The organism is Qipengyuania sp. 902 (assembly GCF_051195295.1).
GTDB lineage: Bacteria > Pseudomonadota > Alphaproteobacteria > Sphingomonadales > Sphingomonadaceae > Qipengyuania.
Genome location: NZ_JBNJLJ010000002.1, coordinates 143149 through 160891, shown reverse-complemented (window position 1 = coordinate 160891; position 17743 = coordinate 143149). Strand labels below are relative to the sequence as shown.

Sequence of the window (17743 nt, the reverse complement as noted above, 5' to 3'; positions counted from 1 at the left end):
TCAATAGGCTTTACGGCCCCAGACATTTCCTGCGGGCCAGTATCGGCATACCAGCACGTCGTTGCCGCGGGCAGTGATCCACGCGCAGCCGACCTCCTGCGTATCGCGCCATACGACCTGCGTGTAATGCGCGACGTCTGCCCAATTGCCGGTGCGCGAGATGTGCGGGAAATCGCCGTGGCGGTAGTGTTTCTTCTCGTCGATGAAGAGACCGACGGCAGTGTCTACAGACCAATATCCGGCGGTGCCCATCCAGAGGTTTTCCCCCGTTCCGTTACGAACTGCCCGATCGGCGTGCTGGAGCCGACCCTTGCGGGATAGCTCGTGCGCCCACTGTTTCGCCTCGCGCTCGAGATGCACGTTCCATTTGAGCTCCGGCAATCGCAAGCGTTGGCGCTCAGCGTTGTGAAGATCCAGAATGCGCGCTGAAGTATGCACGTCGCTCGACGAAGCACTGCGCGACGATGCGCTTGCGGCGACGCCGACCCCCGTGGCACATAGCAAGCTCGCAGCGCCGATCACCGGCGCTATCCATTTTTTCGACCCGTCCATGCAGGCCATGTTTTCGCCCGGAGGGTTAAGATAAGCTGAAGGCAATCTTGGCGCGCGCACTCTATATCCACTGGCCGTTCTGCCTCGCGAAATGCCCCTATTGCGACTTCAACAGCCATGTTCGCGCGACGCATCACGATGGTGCGTGGCGAGACGCCCTAGTCGCGGACATGCGCCATGAAGCGGCCTCGATCCGATCTGAGGGAAAGCTCGCAAGTATCTTTTTCGGCGGAGGAACTCCCTCGCTGATGCCCCCCGCCCTGGTCGCCGGATTGCTTCAAGAGGCCGAAAAGCTTTGGGGCTTCGAAGACGATATCGAGATCACGCTAGAAGCCAATCCCTCCTCCGTCGAAGCCGCAAATTTCGCAGCACTTGCAGCTGCGGGGATCAATCGCGTCTCGCTCGGCGTCCAAAGCCTGCGCGACGAGGCGTTGCGTTTTCTCGGTCGGTTGCATGGCGTGGACGAGGCATTGAAAGCCGTCGAAACCGCGCAAACGCACTTCGATCGCGTCTCCATCGATCTCATATACGCCCGGCCAAAGCAGACCGAGGAAGAGTGGAGCACCGAGTTGTCCGAGGCTCTAGCCTTGGGGACGAGCCATATGTCGCTCTACCAGTTGACCATCGAGCCGGCGACACGCTTTGCGACCGATGTCCGGCGCGGTATGTTCGCCCCGCTCGACGATGATCGCGGAGCCGATCTTTATGCGCTGACGCAGCAGATGACCTCAGCGGCGGGCTTGCCCTCCTATGAGATCAGCAATCACGCCAAGCCCGGCGAGGAGAGCCGTCACAACCTTACTTACTGGCTGTACGAAGACTATGCCGGGATCGGCCCTGGCGCGCATGGGAGACGCGGTGGCGTCGCGACGATACGCCATCGCAAGCCGGAGAATTACCTCGCTGCAGTGGAGCGGCAGGCGCACGGCATCGCCGACGCGCGCGATCTCGATGCGGCCGAGCAATTGTCCGAAGCGCTGCTCATGGGCTTGCGCCTCGCCGAAGGGATCGACGTCACGGCGCTTTCCCGCCGCTTCGGTCTCGACGCCGAACGGGCGATCGAGCGCGACAAGCTCGCGCTCTACACGAACCTCTGCATGATCTGGCAGCGCGGCAGCCGTATTGGCGTCACGCCGCAAGGCATGCCGCTGCTTGATGCGCTGCTGGGCGAATTGGTCTCTGCAGACCTCGTGACGTCATGAGCAAAGCCGAGCTTTTGCAAGTCTGGCACGACCACCTTGCTATCGGCCAGCGCAAGTCGCCGCATACGGTTCGTGCGTATCACACGGCGGCGGAGCGGCTTCTAACTCGTCAGGAACTCACCGACTGGCCAGAGGTCGCCACACTGACGGCAACCCGCCTTCGCACGCATATGGCGTCGCGACGCGCCGATGGACTGGCGAACTCCTCGGCTGCGCGGGAACTGTCGGCGCTGAAAGGCTTCATTGCCTTTGCCCGCGCCCAGGCTGGCCATAACGTCACCGACCCGCCGCGGATGCGAGGGCCGCGGATCAAGAAGGGCCTGCCCCGTCCGGTGACGCCCGACGATGCGACTGCGCTCGCGGAGACGGTCGAGGCGATGGCTGGCGAGGCCTGGACCGGCGCACGCGATCGGGCGGTGCTCTTGCTGCTCTACGGTGCTGGCATGCGAATAGCCGAGGCGCTTTCACTGACCGCGGATGTCCTTCCGCTCGGCGAGCGGCTGACCGTCACCGGAAAAGGCGGCAAGCAACGCGTCGTCCCGATCCTGCCCATCGTCAGCGAGGCGGTGGCCGACTATGCCCGCCAATGCCCCTGGCCGCCGTCGACCGGCGAGCCGCTGTTCCGGGGGGCGAAAGGCGGTCCGCTGTCGCAAGGTATGGTGCAGAAGGCGACGGCGCGAGCCCGCAAGGCCCTGGGTTTGCCCGATACTGCGACCCCGCATGCGTTACGGCACAGTTTCGCCACCCATCTGCTGGGCGCGGGCGCAGACTTGCGGAGTCTCCAAGAACTGCTCGGCCATTCCAGTCTCGGCTCGACGCAGATCTACACGCAGGTCGACGCTGCGAAACTGCTCGAGACCTACCGCACCGCCCATCCGCGCGACCGGGATTAGGACTCGCTTTCCGACGGCTTCCATTTCCACACCCGCCAGGCATACCACACGGCGCCAAGTCCGATGAAACCGCCGACCGCCCAACTGGCATAGGTCTCGTATTCGCCGATCAGCCCGGCCAGGGATCGCCCTCCCCAGATCAGGGCGCCGTTCCAAATCAGCGATCCGAGGAATGTGAAAAGCAGGAAGCGCCAGAGCTTCATCCTCGCCAAGCCGGCGGGTAACGAGATGATCGTGCGAAGGAATGGCGAGAAGCGGAGCAGGAAAACGATCCAGTCGCCGTGCTTGCGAAAGATGCGACGGGATTTTTCGAATTCGTCCCATTCGAAGGTCAGCCAGCGTCCGCGCTTGGCGATGAAGCGCTTGAGGTCCTCCTCGCGCCAGCGTGAGCCGAGCCAATACCAGAAATAATTCCCGGCGACCGTGCCCAGCGTTCCGATGACGAGCAGCGGCGCGAAGGTCATGCGCCCTTGCGCCACCAACACACCGCCGTAGCCCATGATGATTTCGGACGGCATCGGCGGGAAGATGTTTTCCAGCGCCATCAGGATAAATATCCCGATATATCCGCCGCCGGCAATCGCGTTGAGAATGAAGCTGTTCACGCAGGCACCAACGCGCCCGGTCGGCTATTGATCCGCGTGACGGCGCTCTATCGCGTCCCAGATCAGCCTGGCGGTGTCGGTACCGTTGAACTTGTCGATGGCGACTATCCCGGTCGGAGAGGTCACGTTGATTTCGGTCAGCCACTTGCCGCCGATTACGTCGATGCCGACGAACACCAGCCCGCGTCGTTTGAGCTCCGGACCCATTGCCGCGCAGATTTCTTCCTCGCGATCGGTCAGCGTCGCCGCTTCTGCGTGACCACCCTGTGCCAGGTTCGAGCGGAACTCACCTTCGCCGGGGAAACGATTGATTGCGCCTGCGAATTCGCCATCGACCAGGACGATGCGCTTGTCGCCTTCGCTGACTTCCGGGAGGAAGGGTTGGACCATATGCGGTTCGGGCCAAGTCTGGTCGAAGACCTCGCTGAGCGCCGATAGATTGGTGCCGTTCTCGTCGATACGGAAGATCGCCTTGCCGCCATTGCCGTGCAGCGGCTTCACCACGACCGAGCCATGCATCTTTTGGAAATCGCGCAGATCCTCGAGGTGCCGGGCGACCAGCGTCGGCGGCATATACTGCGCATAATCCAGCACGAACATCTTCTCTGGCGCATTCACCACTTCGCGCGGCTCGTTCACGACGAGCGTCGTGCCCTTGAGCCGGTCTAGCAGGAAAGCAGCGCTGATGTAGCCGAGATGGAAGGGCGGATCCTGCCGCATCAGCACGACGTCGATATCCTTCGCGAGATCAACCTTCCGCCGCTCCCCGGCTGTGAAGTGGTTGCCCTCGACCCGCTGGACCGTGACCGGCGCCACACGCGCCGTGATCCGGCCGCGAGGGCTGCCGTCGCTCTCGTAAGCCAGCGTCGCGACGTCGTAATGCCACAACTTATGCCCGCGGGCCTGCGCCGCCAGCATCAGCGCGAAGGAGCTGTCGCCAGCGATGTTGATGCTTTCCAGCGGGTCCATCTGGACGGCGACACGCAGACTCATCGGCGGCTCCTTAGGGTTGCCAGGCGTTGGCGATGTGGCGGGGGAAGCTGCCGGGCGCAAGCAGGATTACGTCGATCCGTATGTCCTCGCCGTTCTCGGCATAGCGATGCGCGACGGCCTCCACTGCCGCTGCGACGCGGGAGAGGCGATATTCGTCGATCGCATGGTCGAGATCGGCGCGCTTGCGCCGCCATTTGACTTCTATGAACGCGACCACATTGCCGCGCCTCGCGACCAGATCGATCTCGCCCGCCGGGGTCTTCACCCGTCTATCGAGGATTTGCCAGCCCTTGGCCTTCAGCCAGAACGCTGCTCTCGCCTCGCCGTCGCGGCCGCTCTTTTCGGCAAGCTGCCGCCTCATTCGGCACGCAGTTCCAGCGCGCGAGCGTAGAGATCCTTGCGCTCCAGCCCGGTTTCCCGTGCGACGCGGGCGGCGGCCTGAGACGGCTTGAGCGTTGCCAGCGCGTCGCGCAGCAGGATGTCGGCATCGGCCTCGCTCGCTTCGACGGGGATCGGCGGACCGACCAGCAGGACGATCTCACCCTTGGGAGGATGCGACTCGAAATAGGCACGCAGGCCATGCGGCAGGCCGCGGCGAACTTCTTCGTGCAATTTCGTCAGCTCCCGCGCGACCGCCACTTCGCGATGTGGTAGCACCTGCTCGATCGCATCGAGCGATTTGAGCAGGCGCGGCGCGGTTTCGTAGAACACCAGCGTTGTGTCGATCCCGCCAAGTTCTTCGAGCATCTCGCGGCGCGCCTTGTCCTTGGCCGGCAGAAACCCGGCGAACATGAATCGGTCGTTCGGCAGGCCGGACAGCGACAGACCCATTACCGCCGCACAGGCGCCGGGCAGCGCGGTCACGGGAATGCCCTCGGCTCGGCAATCATTGACCAGCCGGTATCCGGGATCGCTGACCAGCGGCGTCCCGGCGTCGCTGACCAACGCGACGGCCCGCGTCCGCATCGAACCGACCAGCCGCCCGCGATCGCGATGCTCGCTATGGTCGTCGTAGCGCCATAGCGGCTTGGAGATGCCTAAGTGCTTGAGTAGCTTGCCCGTCACCCGCGTATCCTCGCACGCAACCCCATCGCAGGCGCGCAGCACACCCACGGCGCGCAGGGTGATGTCACCGAGGTTGCCGATTGGCGTCGCCACGATATACAGCCCGGGCTCGAGGCTTTTTTCGGGAGGTGCGGGATCGCTCACCCCCTCCCCATGAACCATTTGAAAGGGATGCGGCAAGATGATGCGCTGGACTATCGACCGTAGAACGCTGGCAACCGCAGCGCTCGCCACGCTGCTGGCCGGTTGCGCCGTCATTCCGCGCGGGGCGGAGCGGCCCACGCCGGTCGATCCGCCGCCGACGCCGGAACCGAGCGCGACTGCCCTGCCCGAAGACCAGACCCGACACCGTGTGGCGCTGTTGGTGCCCATGTCCGGATCGAACGGTAACGTCGGCCAGGCGATCGCCAATGCCACCACCATGGCGCTGCTCGATACCAACGCGGAAAACTTGCGGATTACGACTTACGATACTGCACAGGGCCCCGAGGCGGCAGCGCGGCAGGCGGTGGCGGAGGGCAACAGCCTGATCCTCGGCCCGCTGCTCGGCAGCAATATCCCGTCGGTGCTTTCGGTCGCCCGGTCGGCGGACGTCCCGGTCATCTCTTTCTCCAACGATACCAATGCCGCCGGCCCGAATGTCTTCATCATGGGCCATATCCCCGAACAGTCGATCATGCGAACGGTCGAATATGCGCGGGAGCGCGGGGCGCAGAATTTCGCGGTGATTGCACCGGACGGCGCCTATGGCGTCCGTGCCGAGGAAGCAATGCGCCGGGCGACGGGGGCCTATGGCGGCAGCGTGGTTTGGACGGAGCGCTATTCGCGCGGCAACACATCGATCGTCAGCGCGGCAGAGCGGCTGAAGGCGCATGGCGGGTACGACACCGTGCTGATTGCCGATGGCGCGCGGCTATCGATCCAGGCAGCTGGCGCGTTGAAATCGGGCGGCGGGTCCGCCCGGTTACTCGGCACCGAATTATGGAGCGGGGAAAGCTCGCTGACACGCGCACGCGCGATGAACGGCGCTTTGTTCTCCGCCGTGTCGGACAATCGCTACAAGCGCTTCGTCGACAGCTACGAAGCGCGCTTCGGCGGCCAGCCCTATCGGATTGCGACGCTCGGTTATGATGCGGTGCTGCTGACGTTGCGGGTCGCGCGCGACTGGCAGGTCGGTCGGCCCTTCCCGGTGCGCAAGTTGCGCAGTTCGGACGGTTTTCTCGGGCTCGACGGAGCCTTCCGCTTCGGGCCCAGCGGGATCGTGGAGCGCGCCATGGAAGTTCGCGAAGTGCGCGGCGACAGCGTCGTGGTGGTTGCCAACGCGCCTGGCGGCTTCTGAGCGGGGCGGATAACCTCGCCCGCGCGCTTGTAGCGCGGCGCTTCGGCACGATATAGCTAGGCGCATGTCCGACGATCTTTTCGAGAACACGCCTACCTCCAGCGGCGATTACGATGCCTCCTCGATCGAGGTGCTGGAGGGACTCGAACCCGTCCGCCGCCGTCCGGGCATGTATATCGGCGGGACCGACGACCGCGCGCTCCATCACCTCGTCGCCGAAGTTCTCGACAACGCGATGGACGAGGCTGTGGCAGGCCATGCGAGCCGCATCGAAATCCGGCTCGACGAGGGCAATAAGGTCACCGTGTCGGACAATGGCCGCGGCATTCCGGTGGCCGAACATCCCAAATATCCGGGCAAGTCCACGCTCGAAGTGATCCTCACCACGCTGCATTCGGGCGGGAAGTTCTCGGGCAAGGCCTATGCCACCAGCGGCGGCTTGCACGGCGTCGGCGTCAGTGTCGTCAACGCGCTGAGTAGCGACACACGGGTCGAGGTCGCGCGCGACAAGACGCTCTACGCGCAGGAATTCGCCAAGGGGCACCCGACGGGCAAGCTGCAGGAGCTGGGGCCGACTCCCAACCGCCGCGGCACCACCGTCAGTTTCGTGCCCGACACCGAGATTTTCGGGGATCGGAAGTTCAATCCCAAGCGCCTGTTCAAGCTCGCCCGCTCCAAGGCCTACCTCTTCGCGGGCGTCGAGATCCGCTGGAAATGCGCCGACCGCCTCGCCTCAGAGGAAGTGCCGGAAGAAGCGGTCTTCAAGTTTCCCGGCGGCCTCGCCGACCATCTGGCCGAGCAGATCAACGGGCGCGAGTGCGTCACCTCTCAGCCTTTCGCCGGCAGTCAGGATTTTCCCGAGGGCGAGGACGGCAGCCAGCAGGGGCGCGTGGAATGGGCGATCGCCTGGCCGCTATTCTCCGATGGTTCGACCAGCTGGTATTGCAACACCGTGCCGACGCCCGATGGCGGTACGCACGAGCAGGGCCTGCGCGCCGCGCTGACCAAGAGCCTGCGCGCCTTCGGCGATCTCACCGGGGTCAAGAAGTCGAAGGACCTGACCGCCGACGACGTGATGGTCGGCGCGGAGGTAATGCTCAGCGTTTTCATCCGCGATCCGCAATTCCAGAGCCAGACCAAGGACCGCCTCACCTCGCCCGAAGCCGCCAAGCTGGTCGAGAATGCGGTGCGCGATCACTTCGACCATTTCCTCACGGACAATATGGACCGCGGCAAGGCGCTTCTCGGCCAGGTGATGGAGCGGATGGACGAGCGCCTGCGCCGCAAGCAGGAACGCGAGGTCAAGCGCAAGACCGCGACCAATGCCAAGAAGCTGCGTCTGCCGGGCAAACTCACCGATTGCTCCGGCGAAGGCGATGGCGAGACCGAACTGTTTATCGTCGAAGGCGATAGCGCCGGCGGCAGCGCCAAGCAGGCGCGCGACCGCAAGACGCAGGCGATCCTGCCGATCCGCGGCAAGATCCTCAACGTCGCCAGCGCCACGGCGGACAAGATCCGCGCGAACAGCGAAATCGCCGACCTGTCGCTCGCCATGGGCTGCGGCACGCGCAAGGATTGCGACCCAGAAAACCTGCGCTACGACCGGATCATCATCATGACCGACGCCGATGTCGACGGAGCGCATATCGCAACGCTGCTGATGACCTTCTTCTTCCAGGAAATGCCGGAGGTCGTGCGCGGCGGGCACCTCTACCTTGCCCAACCCCCGCTCTATCGCCTGACGGCGGGCAAGGAGAGCCGCTACGCCCGCGACGACGCCCACCGCGCCGAGTTGGAAGAGACGGTGTTCAAGGGCAAGAAGGTCGAAGTCAGCCGCTTCAAGGGCCTCGGCGAGATGAACCCCGCCCAGCTGCGCGAAACGACGATGAACCCCGACACGCGCTCGCTCATCCGCATCACGCTACCCGCCGAATTCGAGCAGCGCGCGGTGGTGAAGGAACTCGTCGACCAACTCATGGGCCGCAACCCCGAACACCGCTTCAATTTCATCCAGAACAATGCCGGCGAATTCGATCGCGAAATGATCGATGCTTGAGAAAAAGAACAAAGCGAGAATAAATGCCTATCCTACACCGGTTAGCGTGAGATAGCTGCTCCGATCCTGCGATATTTGCAGAGATCAAGAGATTGAAATGTCCAATAGGATCATCGTTACCGGACGTCGCGAACAACAGAGCGACGGGTCTATCATTCTGACTTTCTCGATTGGAACGACGAGTAGCCCCGGAGTCCGCTTCTACGCACCGCGGAATGTTCCGACGGACGGGTCGTCACCCGAACCGACAATCGAAGTATCGGTCGAAACGGGAAAAAACGGATTCGAATACCGATCAGAACGATTTGAATGAAGCCACCAAACGCGTTGTCAAAGCAGTTCTCCGAATCCTCGTTGCATTGAACGACGCTAGCCCCTTGGCGACCGTGACAGTGTTCGGAAGGACCATCAGCGTTTCCATGTTCCGCGATGAACTGCTCAATACTGAGTTCACCGTCACTGACCGTACCGATTTCAATAACAATGGTGTCGGTTCTGCCGATTACGGCGAGGGTACCGGACCTAATATGGACAGTATCAATTATCAGGACATTATCGGTGACGGACAAGATCCGAATTTCTATGGCAACCCAAACTATGTCGATGATTCTGGCATGAGCATACTCATCCTTCACGAGGTTGCGCATATGAACCAGGTTGGGTTTAACTTTTGGCAGCTTAGCTTCCAAGTCCATCGAGCTGATGATACTGTAAATGGTTCACAATTTTACGATACCCAGTACGGCACAAACAATGAAGCGTTTGCCGAAGCTTTAGCGCAGCAGATGGCAAATGCCATCAACATGAACTTGCATGGTGCGACGACGGGCCAACACGGTTCTCCTCAGGAACCTACCGACATCTATGCTGCTAATAACGGGCAGCCTTACTCGCAATAAATTCCGGATGGGTGGGATATGGAGAAAATCGTTCCCACCCATTTATTGCTGGCGCTGTGGCTCTGGAGGCTTGGGTGCGGGAGGTGTCGGAATTCCGCACAGCAAGACCGCGACACATCGTTCGATGCTGTTTACGCCTTCGAATCGAGCATCAACAGAAAGTGTCACACTGGTCTTGAGTGGCGCGCCTTCCCTCACAATCGCGAAACCTCTGTAGAGGGTTTCTGCTGCCTTTCTCACGTTTGCGGTTTCTGGTTCGACGGAAAACCTTCCGCACGAAGATATGACCCCGTCGCGCCCGACCGCACAATCTGCGACGAACTGGAAATGATCGACCCCAGCGATCGCAAGAGCTTGTCGCAAATTCTCTTCTGAGGGCGATTGGACAATCTTACTGCGCGGACGGATGGGAAGATGGGAAACCCGCGCTTCGAGCAAGGGAGTGCGGGTATCGCTTTGATCGATTTCGTCCATCTGCGTGACACATCCGGCGAGAGAGAGCGAAGCCAGGCATGCAAACCCGGCATTCAGCGCGACGTGGCGTTTGAGTCGAAACATTTTCCTACCTCATTCCTGCATCGCGGTATGGACGTGCAATTCGCCTTCCAAAGTGCGATGCACCGGACACTTATCCGCTATCTCCAATAGCTTATGTCGCTGGTCATCGTCCAGCCCGTTGCCTTCGATCGTGATCGTTCGGTGGAGCGCCTGGAGTTGCTTGCCCTGCTCCATCGCTTCGACATGGTCGCATTCTTCCGCATGCTGGCGTTCGTGGCGCACTTCGACAGTCACGCCGTCCAGCGGCCACTGCTTGCGGTCGGCATACATCTTCATCGTCATGGCCGTGCAGGTGCCGAGCGCGGCATTGAGCAAATCGTAGGGCGTCGGGCCGGTATCGTCGCCGCCATAGCTGCGCGGTTCGTCGGCGATGAAGCGGTGGGCCTTGGTGTGGACCTCAGTGCCGAACTTGCCGTGGCCGGTCTTCACGACCACGCCGTCCTCCGGCATCGGCCAGTCGTCGCGAAGGGGCAGGTAGCGCTGCGCCCATCCCGCGATAACCGTGGCGGCGAAGCGCGCGTCGGCCTTCTTGACCAGCAAATGGTCCGCCCCTTCGAGACTGACGAAGCTCTTGGGATGTTTCGCCGCCTGAAAAAGCGCGCCAGCGTGCTCGATACCGACGATCTGGTCGGTCGGCGAGTGGAGGAACATCAGCGGCTTGCGGATGCGCGCCACTTCGGCAAGCAAGTCGGCACTTTCAACCTTGTCGAGGAACTCCTTGCTGAGGCTGAACTCGCGGCCGCCGATCGTGACCGTGGTATCCTCGCCAGCCCGGACTGCGTTGAGATCGCCGTCGATATTCTCGAGCACATGCGGCACATCGCTGGGCGCGCCGATCGTGGCAATTGCGGCGACGTGGTCAGAGCCGAGATCGTCGGCAGCGGCCAGCACGGCGGCTCCGCCGAGCGAGTGGCCGACCATCAGGATCGGGCCTCCGAAACGCTCGACAAGCTTGCGGGCCGCATCCACCAGATCGCTGACATCGGTGGCGAACCCCGCGCGCCCGAACTCGCCCTCGCTTCCGCCGAGACCGGTAAAATCGAACCGCAGCGTCGCAATGCCTTCCTGCGCCAGCGCGCGCGCCACGGTGACGGCGGCCTTGCTGTTCTTCGTGCAGGTGAAGCAATGCGCGAACAGTGCAGCGCCCCGCACAAGCCCCGTCGGGAGTTCGAGGGACCCTTCGAGCACATGGCCCGCTTCGGTCGTGATGCTGAGTGCTTCTGTCGGCATATTCTCTCCTGTCCGTCCGGCGGGTCGTGGAGGTTACAACGCCCCCTTGCCCTTCGCGTGCCCTCCCCCTAACGCTCCCGTCAAGTTGCAAGGGAAAACCGATGGCCGACAACACTTCCGACCAGACCCGTTTCGAAGGCACCCAGTCCTATATCGCCACCGAAGACCTCAAGGTCGCGGTCAATGCCGCAGTAACGCTGCGCCGTCCGCTGCTGGTGAAGGGGGAACCGGGTACGGGCAAGACGGTCCTCGCGCACGAAATCTCCAAGGCGCTCGATGCGCCGCTGATCGAGTGGAATGTGAAGTCCACCACCAAGGCGCAGCAGGGCCTTTACGAATACGATGCGGTTGCCCGCCTGCGCGACGGCCAGCTCGGCGACGAGCGCGTCCATGACATCTCGAACTACATCAAGAAGGGCAAGCTGTGGGAAGCATTCACCAGCGAACAGCTGCCCGTCTTGCTGATCGACGAAATCGACAAGGCCGACATCGAGTTTCCCAACGATCTGTTGCAGGAACTCGATCGCATGAGCTTCGACGTTTACGAAACGCATGAACGGATCGAGGCGAAGGAACGTCCGATCGTGGTCATCACCTCGAACAACGAGAAGGAACTGCCCGACGCATTCCTGCGCCGCTGCTTCTTCCACTACATCAAGTTTCCCGATCGCGAGACGATGCAGGAGATCATCGATGTCCATTATCCCGACATCCAGAAGACGCTGGTCAAGAAGGCGATGGATATCTTCTACGAGCTGCGCGAAGTGCCCGGCCTCAAGAAGAAGCCCAGCACCAGCGAGCTGCTCGACTGGCTGAAACTGCTGATGAACGAGGACATGCCGCTCGAGACGCTGCAGGACGCCAATCCCAACAGCGCCATCCCGCCACTCCACGGCGCGCTGCTCAAGAACGAGCAGGACGTGATGATGTTCGAACGTCTCGCGTTCATGGCCCGGCGCCAGAGCTAGCAGCGTCCAGTAAGCAGAAAGTAGCGAAAGGGCGCGAACCAAGTCGTTCGCGCCCTTTTTCGCGTGTCGATAAGGGATGCAATCAGCGGAAGCTGTAGGCCAGTTCGAAGTCGCCCCAGCGGCGACCGTTGATTACGATCGGCACATAGACATTGCGCACGACGACGTAATTCTTCCCGTCCCCTTCCTGCCGATAGACCGCCATCATGAAGGCATCGTTCTGCTGTTTGGCCTTCTTGTCGATACCGTACAGCATGATGCGACCGTTCCTGCAGTAGGTCGTATCGTGCGTGATGTCTCCGGTGGGTTTGCGGCAACGGTCGCTGATATGCGTGGGAAGGAACCCGTTCATGTCGGCCTGCGAACACATCATGATCGCGCCGCCTTCGGCAACCACCCGGTCGTTTATGGGGCGCCAGTTGGCATCGGCCCAATTGCAGAGGGACGTCCTGTACTGCTTGGGATTGGTGCCTGCGACATGTACGTAATTCTGGTCGAACAGCTGCTCCATAGTCAGTGAGCCATCGGCCAGCGCGTCCTCGGCAAGCTTGGTTATTTCTTCGGCATAGCTTCGAGCCTTATCCACCATCAGGCTGTCGTCCGGCGAAAGTCCGGCTTTGACCAGATTGTCGAACATGTCGCTGGCGGTCAGTTCGAGATCTTCCATGCGGTCATGCGCAGTGGCGAGCTTCTGCTCGTTGTCGCTGACCGCGGTGTCGAAATCGCCAAGCGTATCCTGGACGCGGTGAACATGTTCCGAAATGGTCGCGGTATTCCGGGCGATCTGGTCCTGCTGCTGATCGACCTCGCCGATCAGTTCGGTGACGCCCTGAAGCGTATGTTCGATAGCGGTGACGGAACTCTTGGCCTCGGCGCTGGCGGTGGCACCGACTTGGATTTTCTCGATCACCTGTTCGGCTTCTTCGCCAAGCGTGTCGATCGTCCGCCCGATTTCCTCGGTCGCCCGCCGCGTCTCGCTGGCCAGTGTTTTCACCTCGTTGGCCACGACGGCGAAAGTGCGGCCTTGTTCGCCAGCACGCATCGCCTCGATCGTCGCATTGAGGGCGAGGATGTTCGTCGTCTCGGCAATCTGGTCGATTTCCTGCGAACTGCGGCGGACCTGGTCCATCGCTGCAGCGAAGCCGGTGACATGTTCGGTCAGCGTTTCGACTAGACCCAGAAGATTACCGATCTGACCGAGCGAATTGCCGATAAGCTCGGAACCCTGGGAAAGCCGCTCGATCGCACGTTGCGACAGCAATCGCGCCTCATCGGTCGCTTCGAGCACCATGCGCTGGTCTTCGTCCAGGGCGGACACCGTGCCCTGCAATTCGACATATTCGGAGCGCAAATGGCCGAACGAGTCGATGACCCCTTGCACGATCCCCGCGACATCGGAGCACCCGACCGTCACCTTGCCGCAACTCTCCGGAATTGCCGACAAGTCCTTGCTGTCCGTCATCGCGATTTCGCGCATTTCCATGCTTGGCCACGTCCCTGTATTTCTAGACCCGATTCAGGGGTTAAACGGGAATGGTTATTGCCCGGTTAAGCAGCCTTCGCCGATTTTCGCTTCGCCATCGCGGTAGAGGCCGCTAAGCCTGTGTCATGTTTTTCAATTTCGTCGACGAGCTGCGCGCTGCCGGAATTTCGGCAAGCTTCAAGGAACACCTCACACTGCTCGAGGCGCTCGACAAGGATGTGATCGAGCAGACGCCGGAAGCCTTCTACTACCTCTCCCGCGCGACCTTCGTGAAAGACGAAGGTCTGATCGATCGCTTCGACCAGGTCTTTGCCAAGGTCTTCAAGGGCATCCTGTCCGATTACGGCCAGAACCCGGTCGATATTCCGGAAGACTGGTTGAAGGCCGTCGCTGAGAAGTTCCTTTCCGACGAGGAGATGGAAAAGATCAAGTCGCTGGGTGACTGGGACGAGATCATGGAGACGCTGAAAAAGCGGCTCGAGGAGCAGGAAAAGCGCCACCAGGGCGGCAACAAGTGGATCGGCACCGGCGGCACCAGCCCGTTCGGCAATTCGGGCTACAACCCCGAAGGCGTGCGGATCGGTGGGGAGAGCAAGCACAAGCGCGCGATCAAGGTGTGGGACAAGCGCGAGTTCAAGAACCTCGACAACACCAAGGAACTGGGCACCCGCAACATCAAGATGGCGCTGCGTCGACTGCGCCGCTTCGCGCGCGAAGGCGCGGCGGACCAGCTCGACATCGATGCGACCATCGACGGTACGGCGAAGCAGGGCTGGCTCGACATCCATATGCGACCGGAGCGGCGCAATGCGGTGAAGCTGCTGCTGTTCCTAGATGTGGGCGGGTCGATGGACCCGTTCATCAAGATCACCGAAGAGCTGTTCAGCGCGGCCACCAGCGAGTTCAAGAATCTCGAATTCTTCTACTTCCACAATTGCCTCTACGAAGGCGTGTGGAAGGACAATCGCCGGCGCTGGCAGGAGCGGACCAAGACCTGGGATATTCTCCACAAATACGGCCACGACTACAAGGTCGTGTTCGTCGGCGACGCAGCCATGAGCCCCTATGAGATCACCCATGCGGGCGGCAGCGTGGAGCATATGAACGAGGAAGCGGGCGCCACCTGGATGCAGCGGGTCACCAACACCTATCCCGCGACCGTCTGGCTCAATCCCGTGCCCGAAAAGCAGTGGGGATATTCGCAGTCGACCAAGGTGATGAAACACCTCGTCAACGACCGGATGTATCCGCTGACGCTGGACGGCCTCGACGACGCGATGCGCGAATTGAGCCGCAAGCAAGGATAGGACGCCTTGCGGCACACCCGCTTCGAGGCGGTCCGCCACCGGCTCGAGCAGTTCGATCCGGGCACGGGCTGGCGGCTGTGGCTCTACGAGTTCCTGCTGTTCGGGTTCAAGCAGGCTTGGGCCTGCCTGTTCGGTGGACTGACGCTGGCGCTACTGCTGGCGACGCATCTGTTTTATCCCGAAGACGCGTCCTTGCCCCGATACGATTTCATCACCTTGGCAGCCGTTGCAATTCAGGCGGCGATGCTAGCCTTCCGGTTGGAGACATGGTCGGAGGCCAAGGTCATCTTCCTCTTCCATATCGTCGGAACGGTGATGGAGCTGTTCAAGACAGCAGCGGGATCGTGGATCTACCCCGAACCGAGCGTGCTGCGGATTGGCGACGTGCCGCTATTCTCGGGGTTCATGTACGCGGCGGTAGGAAGCTACATCGCCCGCGTCTGGCGCATCTTCGACTTTCGTTATTCGCACTATCCCGCACGCTGGGCGACCTACACGCTGGCGGCGGCGATCTACGTGAATTTTTTCGCACACCACTGGCTGCCGGACATTCGCTACTTGCTGTTCGGCCTCACGATCCTGCTGTTCTGGCGAACGAAAATTCACTTCCGCAACTGGGTGGAGTATCGCTGGATGCCGCTGCTTCTCGGCTTCTTTCTGGTCGCGTTATTCATCTGGGGTGCAGAGAATATCGGTACCTTCGCTCGCGCCTGGACCTACCCGGGGCAGGAGGACGGCTGGCAGCCGGTCAGCCTGGCCAAACTGGGAAGCTGGTTCCTGTTGATGCTGATCAGCTTCGTCCTCGTCAGCCTTGTGCACCCGGTGCGCGAGCCCGCATGAGAGCAACGAAGGAGACCACAATGCGCTTTTTTGTCCTCCCTGCCCTAGCCTTGGCAGGTGTTGCCATTGCGTCGGAGCCCGACGAGAAGCGCACGCCGGCTGGCGAGCCCGAAATGGCGGCGGAAACGACCCCGTGCGACGGGAGCGTACCGGTTTTCAATCCCGAAGGTTGTCCTGAAGAGCCGATCACCGTGGACGACTGCGAGCAGACCATCACTCAAGTTCGCGAGTCTAATGGCCAGCCTTCGCTGCGGCGGGAGGCTGCCGCACCGGAGGACGCCGAGATGATCGCGGCGGTCGATCACCAAATCGATGGTTGCAGTGTCATGGTTATGCACAACGACACGTCGGATGTGCGCCCTGTCCCCGAACCGGACGATCGCGTCGAACTGATCCCCGCCGGCTAGTCCTGCTTGTCCAACTCGTCGTTGAGACGCAGGCTGCACCGCCAGAAGAAGAATGCCGGGATGAGACCGAGAAAGGCCGCGCCATAGAGCACGTAGCGGACGCTTTCCTCGCCGTATTCGGGGCGCAACCAGTCGGACAGCATGCCGAAGAATAACGGCCCGAGGCCCAGCCCGATCAGGTTCTGGAAGAATAGCAAAACGGCCGCGGCAATCGCCCGCGAGCGGAGCGGCACGAGGCCTTGCGCTGCGGAATAGGTCGGACCGTAATACAGCGAATTCAGCAATGTCGGCACGAAGAGTAGGATTAGGCCCATCTGCCAGCTCTGCGCCTGATAGGCGAGAAACGCGATCGGGGCAGCCACGGCCATACCGATGGCAGGCGCGGTAAGAACGTGGCGACGGTTCTGCGAGCCGAAGCGGTCCGCAAGCCAGCCGCCGAGCACGGTTCCCGCGATGCCCGCTGCGCCGTTCACGACGCCGAACCAGAAGCCGACCTCACCCGGGGTCATGCCATGGGTCCGCTGGAAGAAGATCGTCGTCCAGGTGACCTTGCCATAAGCGAGAAACGCCGCCGCCGATCCGGCGCATAAAAGCAGGACGAAGGCGCGCGAGCGCATGACCTTGCCCATCGCCTTGAAGAACGGGACCACGTCTTCGGTGCCCCTCTGGCGTAGAACCTCGAGGCTGTCCTTACGGCGCGGTTCCTTGAGGACGAACCACACAATCAGGGCGAGAACCACACCTGGAATCCCCACGAAGAGAAACGCTCTGCGCCAACCCACCCAATCGGCGAGCACGCCGCCGATGAGCATGCCGAGCAGCGTTCCCATCGGGATTCCAAGCGCGTAGAACGCCAAAGCGGAGCTGCGTTTCTCCGGCGGCACAAGATCCGAAATCAGCGAATGCGCCGGCGGGGTGCAACCGGCCTCTCCCACACCGACGCCGATGCGGGCGACAAGCAGTTGAATAAAATTCTGCGCCACCCCGCACAGCGCGGTCATTGCCGACCAGGTTGCCAGGGCCAATGCAATCAACCGCGGTCGATGCGTTGTCGGCCTGTCGGAATAGCGCGCAATCGGCAGGCCGAGGACGGTGTAGAACAGTGCAAATGCGAGGCCCGTCATCAAGCCGATCTGCGTATCGCTCAGACCCAGGTCCTGCGCGATCGGTTCGGCCAGGATATTGACGATCTGCCGGTCGATGAAATTGAAGATGTAGACGATCAACAGAATCCAGAGGGTGGCACGCACTGAACTCTGCGCTGCGCCGGTCGGTGCCGCTGTCGCCATGAAATTCTCTCCCGAAGCGCGGGTATGCCCGTCACTTTCGGTCAAGCAACCCTATCC

18 protein-coding genes are annotated in these 17743 nt (G+C 61.8%); 9 read left to right on the top strand and 9 right to left on the bottom strand.

What is annotated here, in order from left to right:
* Positions 1–561, bottom strand: a complete 561-nt coding sequence (locus ACSH0F_RS05865) for a CAP domain-containing protein (protein ID WP_435200867.1) — start codon at positions 559–561, stop codon at positions 1–3.
* 38 nt (positions 562–599) lie between these two features.
* On the opposite strand from ACSH0F_RS05865, the gene hemW reads away from it, so the two are divergent.
* Together hemW and ACSH0F_RS05855 are read left to right on the top strand one after the other, a co-directional pair.
* Entirely contained in the window at positions 600–1754 is a 1155-nt protein-coding gene (gene hemW / locus ACSH0F_RS05860; RefSeq protein WP_435200865.1) for a radical SAM family heme chaperone HemW, read from the top strand.
* Positions 1751–2647, top strand: coding sequence for a tyrosine recombinase XerC (locus tag ACSH0F_RS05855; protein WP_435200863.1), 897 nt, complete (start codon positions 1751–1753; stop codon positions 2645–2647). Before hemW ends, ACSH0F_RS05855 begins: the two co-directional genes overlap by 4 nt.
* On the opposite strand, the gene ACSH0F_RS05850 is transcribed toward ACSH0F_RS05855, so the two are convergent.
* The 4 genes from ACSH0F_RS05850 to rsmI are packed head-to-tail and all read right to left on the bottom strand — an operon-like array spanning position 2644 to position 5472.
* The gene (locus ACSH0F_RS05850; protein WP_435200861.1) at positions 2644–3252 is read right to left on the bottom strand and encodes a DedA family protein; all 609 of its coding nucleotides are present in this window, start codon (positions 3250–3252) and stop codon (positions 2644–2646) included. The genes ACSH0F_RS05855 and ACSH0F_RS05850 overlap by 4 nt on opposite strands.
* Positions 3253–3276: 24 nt before the next feature.
* Positions 3277–4245, bottom strand: a complete 969-nt coding sequence (gshB, locus tag ACSH0F_RS05845) for a glutathione synthase (protein WP_435200859.1) — start codon at positions 4243–4245, stop codon at positions 3277–3279.
* A gap of 10 nt (positions 4246–4255) precedes the next feature.
* Positions 4256–4606 (bottom strand): YraN family protein, encoded by a 351-nt coding sequence (locus ACSH0F_RS05840; RefSeq protein ID WP_435200857.1) that lies wholly within the window; start codon positions 4604–4606, stop codon positions 4256–4258.
* Positions 4603–5472, bottom strand: coding sequence for a 16S rRNA (cytidine(1402)-2'-O)-methyltransferase (gene rsmI, locus ACSH0F_RS05835; protein WP_435200855.1), 870 nt, complete (start codon positions 5470–5472; stop codon positions 4603–4605). The genes ACSH0F_RS05840 and rsmI overlap by 4 nt, the downstream gene beginning before the upstream one ends.
* 19 nt (positions 5473–5491) lie before the next feature.
* Between rsmI and ACSH0F_RS05830 the strand changes: the two genes are divergently transcribed.
* The 3 genes from ACSH0F_RS05830 to ACSH0F_RS05820 all read left to right on the top strand — a co-directional run bounded on the left by ACSH0F_RS05830 (position 5492) and on the right by ACSH0F_RS05820 (position 9604).
* Positions 5492–6649: a penicillin-binding protein activator gene (locus ACSH0F_RS05830; protein WP_435200853.1), complete on the top strand. Its 1158-nt coding sequence runs from the start codon at positions 5492–5494 to the stop codon at positions 6647–6649.
* Between the two features lie 64 nt (positions 6650–6713).
* Complete coding sequence (gene parE / locus ACSH0F_RS05825) at positions 6714–8705, top strand: DNA topoisomerase IV subunit B (RefSeq protein ID WP_435200851.1); 1992 nt, start codon at positions 6714–6716, stop codon at positions 8703–8705.
* 305 nt (positions 8706–9010) lie between these two features.
* Entirely contained in the window at positions 9011–9604 is a 594-nt protein-coding gene (locus ACSH0F_RS05820; RefSeq protein WP_435200849.1) for a hypothetical protein, read from the top strand.
* A gap of 42 nt (positions 9605–9646) precedes the next feature.
* Here the strand turns inward: ACSH0F_RS05820 and ACSH0F_RS05815 are convergent, their stop codons facing one another.
* Positions 9647–10162 carry a hypothetical protein gene (locus ACSH0F_RS05815; protein ID WP_435200847.1) on the bottom strand — a complete coding sequence of 172 codons (516 nt, stop codon included), beginning with the start codon at positions 10160–10162 and terminating at the stop codon, positions 9647–9649.
* Positions 10163–10171: 9 nt separating this feature from the next.
* Positions 10172–11392, bottom strand: a complete 1221-nt coding sequence (locus ACSH0F_RS05810; protein WP_435200845.1) for a bifunctional alpha/beta hydrolase/OsmC family protein — start codon at positions 11390–11392, stop codon at positions 10172–10174.
* Positions 11393–11493: 101 nt separating this feature from the next.
* On the opposite strand from ACSH0F_RS05810, the gene ACSH0F_RS05805 reads away from it, so the two are divergent.
* On the top strand, positions 11494–12360 hold the full coding sequence (locus tag ACSH0F_RS05805; RefSeq protein WP_278328688.1) for an AAA family ATPase: 867 nt from the start codon (positions 11494–11496) through the stop codon (positions 12358–12360).
* Between the two features lie 82 nt (positions 12361–12442).
* Here ACSH0F_RS05805 and ACSH0F_RS05800 read toward each other — a convergent pair whose 3' ends face one another.
* The gene (locus ACSH0F_RS05800; protein WP_435200842.1) at positions 12443–13843 is read right to left on the bottom strand and encodes a methyl-accepting chemotaxis protein; all 1401 of its coding nucleotides are present in this window, start codon (positions 13841–13843) and stop codon (positions 12443–12445) included.
* Between the two features lie 125 nt (positions 13844–13968).
* Here ACSH0F_RS05800 and ACSH0F_RS05795 point away from each other — a divergent pair, with 125 nt between their 5' ends.
* Genes ACSH0F_RS05795 through ACSH0F_RS05785 form a run of 3 tightly spaced genes read left to right on the top strand, consistent with a single transcriptional unit; the run spans position 13969 to position 16397 of the window.
* Positions 13969–15150, top strand: coding sequence for a vWA domain-containing protein (locus ACSH0F_RS05795; RefSeq protein ID WP_435200840.1), 1182 nt, complete (start codon positions 13969–13971; stop codon positions 15148–15150).
* A 6-nt stretch (positions 15151–15156) separates the two neighbouring features.
* Complete coding sequence (locus ACSH0F_RS05790) at positions 15157–15990, top strand: DUF817 domain-containing protein (RefSeq protein ID WP_435200838.1); 834 nt, start codon at positions 15157–15159, stop codon at positions 15988–15990.
* 20 nt (positions 15991–16010) lie between these two features.
* The gene (locus tag ACSH0F_RS05785; protein ID WP_435200836.1) at positions 16011–16397 is read left to right on the top strand and encodes a hypothetical protein; all 387 of its coding nucleotides are present in this window, start codon (positions 16011–16013) and stop codon (positions 16395–16397) included.
* On the opposite strand, the gene ACSH0F_RS05780 is transcribed toward ACSH0F_RS05785, so the two are convergent.
* Complete coding sequence (locus ACSH0F_RS05780) at positions 16394–17731, bottom strand: spinster family MFS transporter (protein WP_435200834.1); 1338 nt, start codon at positions 17729–17731, stop codon at positions 16394–16396. The two genes, ACSH0F_RS05785 and ACSH0F_RS05780, sit on opposite strands and share 4 nt — an antisense overlap.
* Positions 17732–17743: the final 12 nt, after the last annotated feature.